Raw genomic sequence first — 12,804 nt, 5'->3', positions numbered from 1 at the left:
AATGAAGGATTTTGTAGAAGAATTGAAGTGGCGAGGAATGGTGCATGACATCATGCCAGGAACTCAGGAGGAGCTAAATAAAGGCATGACTGCAGCCTACATTGGATTTGATCCTACGGCAGATTCTTTACATATCGGAAACATGGTTCAGATTATGACGCTCGTGCATTTTCAAAAATGCGGGCATAAACCATTGGCGCTGGTGGGAGGTGCCACAGGCATGGTGGGAGATCCTTCCGGAAAATCTGCGGAGCGAAACCTGCTTGATGAAGAGACACTCAATCACAATCTTTCGTGTGTTAAAAAACAACTTGAAAGCTTCCTTTCTTTCGAGGGGGAAAATGCTGCTGAAGTAGTCAATAATTATGATTGGTTTAAGGAGTTCAACTTCCTGGAATTTATCAGAGACGTAGGTAAGCACATCACCGTGAATTACATGATGGCTAAAGACTCGGTGAAGTCTAGGCTGGAGACAGGGCTGTCCTTTACCGAATTCTCTTACCAGCTGGTTCAGGGGTATGATTTCTACTACTTGTGGAAGCATAAGAACGCCAAATTGCAGCTTGGAGGCTCAGATCAGTGGGGCAACATTGTTACGGGTACGGAGCTGATCAGACGTAAGGAACAAGGTACAGCTTTTGCCATGACCACTCCCCTTATCACGAAGGCTGATGGCTCTAAATTTGGGAAGTCTGAAGGTGGCAATATCTGGCTGGATCCAGAGAAAACTTCTCCTTACAAATTTTACCAATACTGGATCAACTCGTCTGACGAAGATGTAGAAAAATATATCAAGATTTTCAGTTTGAAAGAGAGAGAAGAGATCGAGGCATTGATCGCTGAACACAAAGAAGCCCCTCACCAGCGATTGCTTCAAAAAACACTGGCGGAAGAACTGACCGAGCGAGTGCATAGCAAGCAAGACCTGGAAACAGCCATAAAAGCCAGCTCCATTTTGTTTGGAAAATCAACCACTGAAGACCTGGAAAGCCTGGATGAAAAGACACTACTTCAGGTTTTTGAAGGAGTGCCACAAACGGAGGTCAGCAAAAGTGATGTTGCAGGAAACGATGTGACGACCTTCCTAAGCGACACCACACAAAACATCATCTTCAAATCAAAAGGAGAAGCCAGAAAGATGATACAAGGTGGTGGTGTGAGCATCAACAAAACAAAAGTAGAAGCACCTGATCAGGAAGTGAACTACAGCTTACTTCAGAATAAGTACCTTCTGGCCCAGCGAGGCAAGAAGAACTACTATTTGATAAAAGTAGTCTGAGCAGTCTCGCTTAGTTGGAAATAAGCGTTCACTTTGCGTTATTTGGAAGGTAGATCTCTTGCAGGAAGGGAATATTTAATAGTTACAGAATTATTATAACGAAATAACAGTAATGAAGCTAATTGTAAAGTGTAAAAAATGTAGAGCCGAAAATGACAGCCCCAATAAGGCTTCTACACGAATTAACATTGTCCAGAAGTATGGTGAAGAATTTGAAATGAAATGTACTTCCTGCAATGAGACTGATACATATGAAGTCGATGACATTAAAGCTGTTGACTACAGTTTTGGAGAAATTGTAAAAAATAGAATAGCAGTTTTTATAATTGTTTTGGTGACAACTTTTATTCTTGGCTTTTTCTTAATTGGTATCGAAGGAGGATTCATTATTTCATTGATTTCAACATTGATTTCAATGGTTATGGTGAAGAAAAATAATTCAGGTAAGAACCTCACTTTCAATAAGCACAAGGTAAAAGGAAGAATGAGTAACATAGGCTCATAAGTCTCCTCAACTATCTACAAGTTCACTGAATAATTCAATGTCACCAATCTAAGGTTGCAACGAGGATTAATTAAATGGCATTTGCAATGCCTTCAATGATCACTTCTTCACCAGCTGTTTCTTTTCCATCAATCGTACCAGCACGCCTGCATCGGACATGTTCTCAAGGATCACCTTGAAAAGGAAGGTTAGCGGAACAGCCAGAAGCATCCCAGCAGTTCCCCAGAGAAAGGCCCAGAATACAAACCCGAACAAGACAGAGACGGTATTCATGGAGAAGGAATCTCCCATGAGCTTCGGTTCGATGATGTTGCCCATGATCAGCTGCACTCCCTCCAGACATACAAAAATCATCAAAACCTGAGATACGGAGCTGGAATCGATGATGCCCAAAACAAGCGGCGGAATGATAGCAATGAGGGAACCGATGTAGGGAATGTAGTTTAGCACAAACGCCAGGAATCCCCATAGCAGTGCATAGTCGATTCCAAAGAACAAACACACAAGCCCCACTCCTACGCCGGTCAATAAACTCACTAGTGTTTTTACTTTGATATATGACCCCACCGAATTTTTGATGCGATGAAAAACCTGCAGTGACTTTTCCTTATCCCTGCTAGAGCTCCCAATCAGGTAGCTAATTGTCTGATCGTATTGCGTAATCGCCCCTAATAACCCAGCGAAATACAAGATGGTCATAAGCAGTTCGGCAGCCATCCCGCTCAGACCATTGATAAAGGAGCCGGAGGCAGACCAGAACTGCCCCGTCTGCAGCATCTCCACCACCAAATCCCTGAGCTCACCCTCTTTGAAGGTCACACCAAAATAGACCGTGTAGTCATTGATGAAAGGACGCAAATCGGTAGAAATACTATTGAGGATTGTGTCACCATTCTCTATGAGTGCCTGTATCACATTGAAAATCCCCACACCAATGAAGAAAAAGATGGTCATAGTGAATAGTGTCGTGATCCCAATACTCAGGTTTACAGAGAAAAACCGCTGAAGAAACTGCACCACCGGCTGAAATAGTACGGCAAAAAACAGTGCAAAAAACAAAGGCACAAGCAGGTTGGACAACTCCCTCATCAGGTACAGCGTAGCTATACCCAGAAATATCATGAGGATAATTTTAATATGCCGTAACGATCGCTCCATGTCGGTTTGTGAACTCATGTCTGCAAAATAGTTGATTTACTCAGGAAACGATTAACTTTAATAAGCCCAAAATCAAGATCATGAAAAACTTAACATCTCCCATCCTTCTATTGTTGCTTCTTAGCTGCACAGGTCAGGAAATACCTAACAAAGATTACCAGATAAAAACGGCAGTACTGGCTGCTCCTGAGCATCAACGAGAAGCTGCAACCATTCTCGGGTATGACAAAGATGGTGAGCTTGTAACGCTGAGGGAAGGCACAAATGACTTTGTATGCATTGCAGATGACCCTACTCGTGACGGATTCAGTGTAGCAGCCTATCATAAAAGCCTGGAGCCATTTATGACACGAGGCAGACAGTTGAAAGCTGAAGGATTGGATGCAAAAGCCGTATTCGACAAACGTGAAGAGGAAGTAAAAGCCGGTACGTTAACTATGCCAGACAAAGCAACACTGTATGTGACTACAGGTGACCCGAACGAAGAGACAGGTGAGATTGATAATCTTTATACCAGGTATGTGATCTACATTCCATATGCCACTGAAGAAAGTACCGGCATGCCATTGAGTCCACCTGCACCGGGTGCTCCATGGATCATGGATCCGGGTACACACAGGGCGCATATCATGATCAATCCTCCGAAGAACTAAAATCACATCACAACTGGCCAGAAGATGATATCGACCCTTCGGTTTCGTCTTCTTCCCTCCCATGTGTTGTTATCATAAACCGGATTGAACTGTCCGAAATCTCGCTTTTCAATCTGATTGGATTTAAAATCCAGAAAAAGGAGTCTTTCAATCACAGCATCTCCACGCATTTGTGACAGCCATTCATTGTATGCCGCACCGCCAATATTATCTGTATGACTGTGGATGGTAATCGTGTAATCCCTAATATCCTTTACGGAATCTACTAAATGCTTCAGTTCGTCAAACTGATATTCATCAATGGCGTAGCTCCCTCCCCCAAAATAGATGCTTTTTAAAATGTAGGCTTGTGGTTGATCCTGCCCTTTCACAAAGGAGGTCAGAGAGGCTAGCAATATGAACGTTAGGAGACGCACCACTAAATTAACGATGATCTATCCTTCCGGTTTCGGGCGTCCATCTTTTGATTCAACCATTCATCAAGATTCGTTTACCTAGTCTCTTCTATAGTTTTTAAATTACCAAACTCTAAATAATTGAAACCTAATAGATATGAAGAACAAATTACTCACGTTGCTTCTCACAATCAGCTCAGTAGCATTCGCGCAAAAGCTGGACATGGAGGCATTCAAAAACATGGCGCCACGCAGCATTGGACCAGCGGGAATGTCAGGCAGAATCACAGCTATAGATGTGGTGACGGATGATCCTGATGTAATGTATGTTGGCTCGGCATCCGGTGGAGTTTGGAAATCAACCAGTGGAGGGATTGACTGGGAACCCATTTTCAATGACCAAACAACAGCCTCTATTGGTGCGGTGGCAATCCAGCAATCCAACCCTTCTGTGGTTTGGGTGGGTACCGGAGAAGGCAACCCAAGAAACTCGCTAAACGGTGGAGATGGAATTTATCGAACACTTGATGGAGGGAAAACCTGGAAGAAGATGGGATTAGAAAAGACCCGTCATATTCACAGAGTAATCATTCACCCGGATGATCCAAATACTGTATATGTGGCTGCAATCGGATCTCCATGGGGAGAGCACGAAGAGCGTGGCGTTTACAAAACCACCGATGGTGGTAAAAACTGGAATCGAATCCTGTTCACCAACATCAGATCGGGCGCAGCAGAGTTGATCATGGACCCAACCAATCCAAACAAGCTGATCGCCGCGATGTGGGAGCACAAAAGAGATCCGTGGTTCTTCAAATCCGGAGGTCCTGGCTCAGGACTGTATGTAACTTTTGATGGTGGTGAAACATGGGAAAAAAGAACCGATGAAGACGGGCTACCAAAAGGTGAGCTTGGCCGAATTGGTTTAGCGATAGCGCCATCTCAACCAAAAGTGGTATACGCACTTGTTGAGTCAAAAAAGAACGCGCTTTACCGATCTGATGATGGAGGCTTCAAGTGGAATAAAATCAACGACAATAGTGATATTGGGAACCGTCCCTTCTACTACTTTGAAATTTATGTAGATCCAATAAACGAAAACAGAGTGTACAGCATATTCACTTATGTAAACGTCTCTGTTGATGGGGGTAAATCCTTTTCTCAGCTTATGGGAGCTTACGGTGTGGATAACGGTGTTCACCCTGATCACCACGCCTGGTATATCCATCCTACTAACCCAGACTTCATGATGGACGGAAACGATGGTGGACTTAATATCACGCGTGATCGAGGTAAAACCTGGCGATTTGTAGAGAACCTTCCTGTTGGTCAGTTCTATCATATCAATGTAGACAATGAGACTCCTTATAATGTATATGGAGGAATGCAGGACAATGGCTCCTGGGCCGGACCTGCATATGTCTGGAAAGCACAAGGTATCCGAAATCATTACTGGCAGGAGATTTCCTTCGGAGATGGTTTCGATGTGCTTCCTGATCCTCGAGATAGCAGATACGGAATCTCTACTTCTCAGCAAGGATATGCTTCGATCTATGATCGTAAAACAGGATACAACGAGACTGTTCGCCCTACCTATCCTGAGGGAGATGTTGAGCTTCGCTTCAACTGGAACGTTGGGATGGCTCGTGATCCGCAAGATCCATCAACTGTTTACTTCGGAAGCCAGTTTGTACATAAAAGTACGGATGGTGGTCAGAACTGGGAAATCATTTCTCCCGACCTGACTACCAATGATCCTGAAAAACAAAAACAAGGTGAAAGCGGCGGACTGACGATGGATGCAACAGGTGCTGAAAACTATTGCACAGTGATTGTTATAGAGCCATCACCACTTAACTCAGACCTTCTATGGGTTGGAACTGACGATGGAAATGTGCAAATCTCAAGGAATGGTGGTGAAAGCTGGACCAATGTAGGTGGCAACCTGCCCGGCCTACCAAAAGGTACCTGGATTACTCAGATCAAAGCTTCCAATAAAAACCAGGGTGAAGCACTTTTGGTAGCAAACGATTACAGAAGGTTCAACTATACACCTTATGCTTACAGAACCAGGGATTACGGTCAAACATGGGAGCGTATTGTAGACGGAAATGACGTAGTGAGCTACACCCTTTCTATCGTTGAAGATCCGGAAGAATCCAGACTTCTTTTCCTTGGAACTGATGATGGGCTTTATGTATCAATAGATGCTGGAGCCAACTGGACAAAATGGGATTCGGAAACCTTCCCTACTACCAATGCTTATGATTTGGTGATCCACCCGACGGAGCATGATTTGGTGATTGGAACATTTGGGCGAGCTATCTGGGTATTGGATGATATTCGTCCGTTGAGAGAGATTGCCAAAAATGGTTCTTCTACTCTGAGTAAAATACTTAATGTATATGACCCTCCTGTAGCATATGTAGCTTCCAATCAGCAGCCAAAGGGCTCACGATTTGGAGGAGATGCACTTTACAATGGAGAAAACAGACCGTATGGCGCCATGCTTTCATACTCAATAAATCGACCTGAAGAAAAGAAAAAGGACGAGGCAAGCGAGGACAAGAAAGGTAAAAAACGAAAGAATACTGAAGAGCCTGAAGAAGAGAAGAAAGAAGAGAAAGTGTCATATGACTCGTTGACCATCGAAATCATCAAAGGTGATGAGGTGATCCGAACACTAAAATCAAAGGCTCCAGATAAAAATGGAATTCACAGAACCTTCTGGTACATGGACGAGAAAGGAACGGATCGTATGAGCAGAAGAGACCGAAGAGGAAACCGCGAGCCTGGCGGAGTTACTGTGCTGCCGGGATCGTACAAGGTTCGATTCACTTTGGGTGATCAGAAAGATTCAACCAATATTGAGGTAAAGTATGATCCAAGAATTGAATTGTCTGATGCAGCTATCCGAGCACAATACAATACATTGAAAGACCTGGAGGCTAAGTACGCAATGGGTGTAAAGGCAGTAGATCGATTAAAGGAAAGTCTTGATATTGCCAAGGATATCCAGGGTGCTTTGAAAAAGAAAGACAAGGAAGGCTACAAAGAGCAATTGGAACTGTGTAAAAGCACGATTGATACGCTTAATGCTATGTTGGATGTATTCTTAGGCGAGGAAGATGACAGGCAAGGTATCACACGAGGTACGCCAAACAGTGTAAATAACTCGTACTTTGCTGCTTCGAGATACACGTCCAATGCGCTTCATGCTCCAGGTGATACCGAGAATAAGCTCATCAAGAAGTTTGAAGATGACTTGAAAGAAGCCATGGACATGGTCAATGGGTATTACAACGAAAAATGGCCTGAGTTCAGGTCAGCCGTTGAAACCCTTGACACCTCTCCTTTCAAGGATTATGAGGAAATAAAAGAGTAACATGAAAAGCCGCTTCAATTTGAAGCGGCTTTTTTTATTTTACTTCAAAATCAATCTAATGAAGATCATTAAAATTTTGGCTGTTATCTTTTTGCTAATCATAGCAGGAATAGCAGCTTATTTCTTTTACCTGAAAAGTAACCTCACCCCTTCCTACAAAGGCGAAATACAAGTTCTGGGACTCAATCAACCAACTGAAGTCTATTTTACTGAGTTTGGCATCCCACATATTTATGCTGTGAGTAGTGAAGATGCCTACCGTTCACTGGGGTACATCCACGCCATGGAAAGGCTTTGGCAAATGGATTTATTGAGACATGTGGGCAGTGGTCGATTGTCTGAATTGTTTGGAGCTGATATGGTCCAAGCAGATATCTTTCTCAGAACCATGGGATTGAGTGAGTACGCTAAACAGTCCGCTCAGCTATACATCCAACGAAATCACGAAAGCTTGCCATTAGTTGAAGCTTATATTGAAGGCATTAATCAATACATAGAAAGTAATCCCAAACCGCTTGAGTACACCATCCTGGGTTTGGATATCGAACCGTTCGAAATCAAGAATGTATTTGAGACACTGACCTACATGTCATTCAGTTTTTCCAATGCTCATATCACTGATCCTGTTTTGACTGAGCTGTCAGCCAAACTAGATTCCAGCTATTTAAAGGACCTTAATATTTATCACTACCCCGGAGAGTCAGTGCTCCGATCATTCGATGACCGATATAGTAAGCATGCTTTGCAGACAGCTCAGATACTAGACCACCTCAAAATCCCTGAATTCATTGGGAGCAATAGCTGGGTATTGTCAGGAGAAAAAACGGAAAGCGGGAAGGTGATTCTGGCTAATGACCCACATATAGCATTCTCTCAGCCATCAGTTTGGTACGAGTCTCACCTGATCATGCCGGACAATGAGTACTACGGCTATCACATTGCCGGAGCACCCTTCCCCCTACTCTTTCATAATGAGAAACTGGCCACAGGGTTGACCATGTTTGAAAATGATGATATGGATTTTTATGTAGAAGAAATCCACCCGGAAGATTCCATGAAGTATATGCACCGCGGAGAATGGAAAGACATTGAGGCGGTTATTGAAGAGATCAAAGTCAAGGACGAAGAGTCGGTCAACTTCACTATACGAAAGACAGTCCATGGGCCTATCGTCTCTGACATCATACAAGAAAAACCACTACAGGATGTAGTTAGCATGCACTGGGTTACTTCAAATCATCCCAATTTCATGATTGAGGGGGTATATGGTTTCACAATAGCCAACGGCTTGGATGAAGTTGAAAAAGCAGCTTCTATGATTCATGGCCCTGGCCTGAACATCATGTATGGCGATGCAGAAGGAAATGTGGCATGGTGGGCCGCCGGAAAATTGATAAAAAGAAGGAATGAACGAACCAGTAAAACCTTTTACGATGGATCTTCAGGTCTCGACGATCCTGACAGCACCTATTCATTCGATAAAAACCCACATGCGATCAACCCACCGTGGGGTTATGTACATAGTGCTAATAATCAACCTGATACTGTAAACGGTATAGTGTACTCAGGATACTACCTTCCGGATGATCGTGGAGAGCGTATCACAGAATTACTTGATGAAGCAGTGAAAATAAAAGTAGATCACGTAAAGGCCATGCAGCTCGACGACAAGTCTATGATGCAGGAAGCAATAAAAGGAATTTTACTCCAGGCTATAAAAAATACTAAACGAGGAGATTTGCTTCGCGAACTTCTCAAATGGCAAGCCACTTTCGATCGAGATGACTTTAGAGCTTTAATCTTCCAGAAATGGGTGAATGAAATTCTGCTCGCTGCTCAAAAAGATGAAATTGGTGATGAACTCTGGCCTGTTTACAAAAAAACGCATACCTATAAAGTAGCCACCGAGCATTTAATTAAGGATGAGAAATCCAGGTGGTGGGACGACATCAACACAGAAGAAGCTGAAACAAGAAGCGATATTATACGCAAGGCTTTTGAAACTACCATCGCTCAGCTCTCCGCACAATGGGGTGATGACTACACGAGATGGAAATGGGGTGATGCCCACAAACTGAAACACAAACATGCGATGGGCGATATCCTCTCATTCCTAAACGTTGGTCACTTCCCGATTTCAGGCGCTAATGAAGTACTTAATAACATGGGCTACACCTATGATGAAGAAGCTGAACAAACCATTCTATTTGGTCCATCTACCAGAAGAATTGTGGATTTCAATGATCTTAGAAATAATAGCTGGAGCATCCTCCCTACGGGTCAGTCTGGGAATTACTTCAGCCCTCACTATGCCGATCAAGCTGAAATGTATGCAAATGGAACGTTTAGAAAAATGATTATGAATAATCAGGAGATTAGAAAGTCTGAAAATAAAATCACCCTCATTCCAAAAGACTGAACCGGAGACTCACAACACATGTTACATTTGTGTTTTAAAGAACAACCTTAATCAATCATGGACAACAGAAAATATTTACCCTTTGTCATCATAGGGATCATTGCATTCATTGTTTTGCTTTCAGCATTCAATCGAATTTTCTATCGAATAGAAGCATCTGAAAGAGCCGTACTATTTAGATCTATCAGCGGTACGCTCGAAAAAGACAATATCATAGGTCCGGGATGGAACATGAAAGCTCCATGGAATGATATCTACATTTATGAAGTTTCAGAAAGCAAGATTGAAGAAACAATGGACGTATTGGACAAGAACGGGTTGAGCATCAGTGTTGATGTAACAGTCCGTTTTCATCCAAAGTATGATGCTATTGGAACTATCCAGGAAAATTTCAGAGGAGATTACATTCAGCGATTAGTAATTCCTGAAGCTCGATCTACCGTAAGACAAGTGATGGGGCGCTACACTGCCGAAGAAATCTATTCAACGAAAAGACCGGAGGTAGAATCTGCTATAAAAGAGGAAACCAGATTAGTTCTTGGTGCTCCCGGTAATGAAGTAGAGATGAAAAGCCTTTTGATTCGTTCAATCAAATTGCCTGAGCAAATTAAAACTGCAATTGAAAATAAGCTGAAGCAGGAACAAGAAGCACTTGCCTATGAATTTAGATTGGATAGAGAGAAAAGTGAAGCTGAGCGTAAGCGAATTGCCGCTGAGGGAGAAGCTGCAGCAAACAAAATCATCAACAGCAGTTTGACAGATGAGCTATTGAAAATGCGTGGAATAGAAGCCACGATGAATATCGCCAACTCCCCAAATTCTAAGGTAATAGTGATAGGCGGAGCAGATGGTGGACTTCCACTAATTCTCAATGGTAATTAGATTGAAAAATCGAGTTTAAATCGTTAATTTCGTGGAAATTTTAAAATCAGCAAAGTAAAATAAACAATGTCAAAAACCGCCCAAATTATCATCGATGGCCAAACGTATGAACTACCGGTAATAGAAGGTACCGAGCAGGAAAAAGCCATTGATATTAGTTCATTTAGAGGTCAGTCCGGCGTTATCACATTAGACCGTGGTTTTAAGAATACCGGATCATGCGAAAGTGCCATTACCTTCCTTGACGGTGAAAAAGGAATCCTGCGATACCGAGGCTACCCTATCGAACAATTGGCGGACAATTCAACCTTCCTTGAAGTTGCTTACCTTTTGATCTACGGTGATCTGCCAAGCAAGCAGACCCTTGACAAATTTGCTGGAGACATCACTCATCACACACTGGTGAATGAGGACATTAAAAAGATTCTCGATGGGTTTCCATCAGCTGCTCACCCTATGGGTGTGCTTTCTTCTCTCATCACTGCTCAGACGGCCTTCTACCCTAGCAGTCTTGACCCGAACAGGTCGAAAGAAGAAACAGAGCTAAGTATCATCAGGCTGTTGGCTAAGATGCCAACGTTTGCTGCCTGGGCATATAAGAAAAAAGTAGGTCATCCGGTTATTTATCCAAGTAACAGCAAAGATTACTGTGGCAACTTCCTAAATATGATGTTTGCTCTGCCTGCTGAAGAGTACCAAGTAGATCCTGTTGTTGCCAACGCACTGGACAAGTTATTGATTCTTCATGCTGATCACGAGCAAAACTGCTCTGCATCTACAGTAAGAATTGTAGGATCAAGTCAGGCAAGCTTATGGGCATCTATCTCTGCTGGTATCAATGCTCTTTGGGGACCCCTTCACGGTGGTGCCAATCAGGCGGTAATTGAGATGCTTGAAAACATCAAAGCTGATGGAGGAGACACGAAGAAGTGGATGGGCAAGGCAAAAGACAAAGACGATCCATTCAGACTGATGGGCTTTGGACACAGAGTCTATAAAAACTTCGACCCGAGAGCAAGAATCATCAAGAAGGCCGCTGATGATGTACTGGAGAAATTAGGCGTACATGATCCCGTATTGGACATTGCGAAAGGTCTGGAAGAAGAAGCCCTTAGAGATGAGTATTTCGTGGAGAGAAAGCTCTACCCTAACGTAGACTTCTACTCAGGCATTATCTACAGAGCACTTGGCATCCCTACCGACATGTTCACTGTGATGTTTGCCCTCGGCAGGCTACCGGGCTGGATAGCTCAGTGGAAAGAAATGAGAGAAATGGGTGAGCCTATCGGGCGCCCAAGACAGGTTTACACCGGGCAAAACGAACGAGATTACGTTGATTTGAGCAAGCGATAATCTGAAAATGACACACTTTAAAAGCCCTGACCCACCTATTGACGGATCAGGGCTTTTTTTGTTTATTCAATGGATGCTACCATTCGTCCGCTCAAACCTACCTCTCATTCATTAGATTGAAATTTGAATCTTTTCTACAAGGATCAGACGTAATATTGTAGCGCTATTAAAGGACGATGAAGGTTTATCACCTAATCACTCTGATCTTCTCATAATCCTTATTTTAGCTCGCAAACTCTGACACTGCCATGTCAGAGTTTTTTTATTCGTAACCTTCAGGTGCCATCGGGAAGCGTTCTTCTTTTACCCCACTTACGTGGCTGCTAATCGCTTTCCATTTTCCGTTTACCTTCACCAGCGAGTTACTGGATTTGTATTTGGTAATGTATGCTTCGGCACCTTCAACACCTTTCATAGTTCCTGTTCCTGAGATTACAGCCGTACCATTTTCAAAGATGTCCAAACGGGTGATTTCATAATCAAACTCATTGTAGCTGGGTCCATAGTTTGAGATATACTCCATCTCATCAGCCTTAGTATATGAATCGCCATTATCATCGATCATTTGAAAATCATCATGAAGGAGTTGATTTAGTAACATCGTATCCTGCTCAGCATATGCTTTTGGCCAAAATACAGTTTTGAATTCACGCAGGGTTGCCTCATCATCATCCGTAATTACAACTGCATTAGTCGAAGAAGTAGTACAACTGGCTGCTACGACTGCCGCAAGTATCAATAAATAGTATTTCATAGGTCGGTTTTTAAATTTGAA

General features: G+C 43.0%; 10 protein-coding genes. 7 read left to right on the top strand and 3 right to left on the bottom strand.

Annotated features, from left to right (window positions below; all coding sequences use genetic code 11):
• The first annotated feature begins 1 nt into the window (after position 1).
• Complete coding sequence (gene tyrS, locus ACEQZT_RS02185) at positions 2-1,279, top strand: tyrosine--tRNA ligase (RefSeq protein WP_370086783.1); 1,278 nt, start codon at positions 2-4, stop codon at positions 1,277-1,279.
• 112 nt (positions 1,280-1,391) lie between these two features.
• Positions 1,392-1,784, top strand: coding sequence for a hypothetical protein (locus ACEQZT_RS02180; RefSeq protein ID WP_370086781.1), 393 nt, complete (start codon positions 1,392-1,394; stop codon positions 1,782-1,784).
• Between the two features lie 99 nt (positions 1,785-1,883).
• Here ACEQZT_RS02180 and ACEQZT_RS02175 read toward each other — a convergent pair whose 3' ends face one another.
• The gene (locus ACEQZT_RS02175; RefSeq protein ID WP_370086779.1) at positions 1,884-2,960 is read right to left on the bottom strand and encodes an AI-2E family transporter; all 1,077 of its coding nucleotides are present in this window, start codon (positions 2,958-2,960) and stop codon (positions 1,884-1,886) included.
• 62 nt (positions 2,961-3,022) lie between these two features.
• Between ACEQZT_RS02175 and ACEQZT_RS02170 the strand changes: the two genes are divergently transcribed.
• A complete protein-coding gene (locus ACEQZT_RS02170; protein WP_370086777.1) occupies positions 3,023-3,595 on the top strand; it encodes a hypothetical protein in 573 nt (190 codons plus the stop codon).
• Positions 3,596-3,597: 2 nt separating this feature from the next.
• On the opposite strand, the gene ACEQZT_RS02165 is transcribed toward ACEQZT_RS02170, so the two are convergent.
• Entirely contained in the window at positions 3,598-4,011 is a 414-nt protein-coding gene (locus ACEQZT_RS02165; protein ID WP_372530120.1) for an OmpA family protein, read from the bottom strand.
• A gap of 136 nt (positions 4,012-4,147) precedes the next feature.
• On the opposite strand from ACEQZT_RS02165, the gene ACEQZT_RS02160 reads away from it, so the two are divergent.
• From ACEQZT_RS02160 to ACEQZT_RS02145, 4 genes are all read left to right on the top strand, one after another.
• On the top strand, positions 4,148-7,375 hold the full coding sequence (locus ACEQZT_RS02160) for a WD40/YVTN/BNR-like repeat-containing protein (protein ID WP_370086773.1): 3,228 nt from the start codon (positions 4,148-4,150) through the stop codon (positions 7,373-7,375).
• 58 nt (positions 7,376-7,433) lie between these two features.
• Complete coding sequence (locus tag ACEQZT_RS02155; RefSeq protein ID WP_370086771.1) at positions 7,434-9,794, top strand: penicillin acylase family protein; 2,361 nt, start codon at positions 7,434-7,436, stop codon at positions 9,792-9,794.
• A 57-nt stretch (positions 9,795-9,851) separates the two neighbouring features.
• On the top strand, positions 9,852-10,676 hold the full coding sequence (locus tag ACEQZT_RS02150) for a prohibitin family protein (RefSeq protein WP_370086770.1): 825 nt from the start codon (positions 9,852-9,854) through the stop codon (positions 10,674-10,676).
• A gap of 66 nt (positions 10,677-10,742) precedes the next feature.
• Complete coding sequence (locus ACEQZT_RS02145) at positions 10,743-12,029, top strand: citrate synthase (RefSeq protein WP_370086768.1); 1,287 nt, start codon at positions 10,743-10,745, stop codon at positions 12,027-12,029.
• 262 nt (positions 12,030-12,291) lie between these two features.
• On the opposite strand, the gene ACEQZT_RS02140 is transcribed toward ACEQZT_RS02145, so the two are convergent.
• Positions 12,292-12,783, bottom strand: a complete 492-nt coding sequence (locus tag ACEQZT_RS02140; RefSeq protein WP_370086766.1) for a nuclear transport factor 2 family protein — start codon at positions 12,781-12,783, stop codon at positions 12,292-12,294.
• Positions 12,784-12,804 lie beyond the last annotated feature (21 nt).

It is taken from the genome of Ekhidna sp., from assembly GCF_964218185.1.
Lineage (GTDB): Bacteria > Bacteroidota > Bacteroidia > Cytophagales > Cyclobacteriaceae > Ekhidna.
The sequence above is the reverse complement of the archived record's forward strand: the minus strand, read 5'-3'. Positions and strand labels throughout refer to the sequence as shown.

What these genes read in the sequence shown, in the direction of transcription:
- ACEQZT_RS02160 (WP_370086773.1), top strand. Translation starts at nt 4,148, where the DNA reads ATGAAGAACAAATTACTCACGTTGCTTCTCACAATCAGCTCAGTAGCA.
- ACEQZT_RS02140 (WP_370086766.1), bottom strand. Translation starts at nt 12,783, where the DNA reads ATGAAATACTATTTATTGATACTTGCGGCAGTCGTAGCAGCCAGTTGT.
- tyrS (WP_370086783.1), top strand. Translation starts at nt 2, where the DNA reads ATGAAGGATTTTGTAGAAGAATTGAAGTGGCGAGGAATGGTGCATGAC.
- ACEQZT_RS02180 (WP_370086781.1), top strand. Translation starts at nt 1,392, where the DNA reads ATGAAGCTAATTGTAAAGTGTAAAAAATGTAGAGCCGAAAATGACAGC.
- ACEQZT_RS02155 (WP_370086771.1), top strand. Translation starts at nt 7,434, where the DNA reads ATGAAGATCATTAAAATTTTGGCTGTTATCTTTTTGCTAATCATAGCA.
- ACEQZT_RS02175 (WP_370086779.1), bottom strand. Translation starts at nt 2,960, where the DNA reads ATGAGTTCACAAACCGACATGGAGCGATCGTTACGGCATATTAAAATT.
- ACEQZT_RS02170 (WP_370086777.1), top strand. Translation starts at nt 3,023, where the DNA reads ATGAAAAACTTAACATCTCCCATCCTTCTATTGTTGCTTCTTAGCTGC.
- ACEQZT_RS02145 (WP_370086768.1), top strand. Translation starts at nt 10,743, where the DNA reads ATGTCAAAAACCGCCCAAATTATCATCGATGGCCAAACGTATGAACTA.
- ACEQZT_RS02150 (WP_370086770.1), top strand. Translation starts at nt 9,852, where the DNA reads ATGGACAACAGAAAATATTTACCCTTTGTCATCATAGGGATCATTGCA.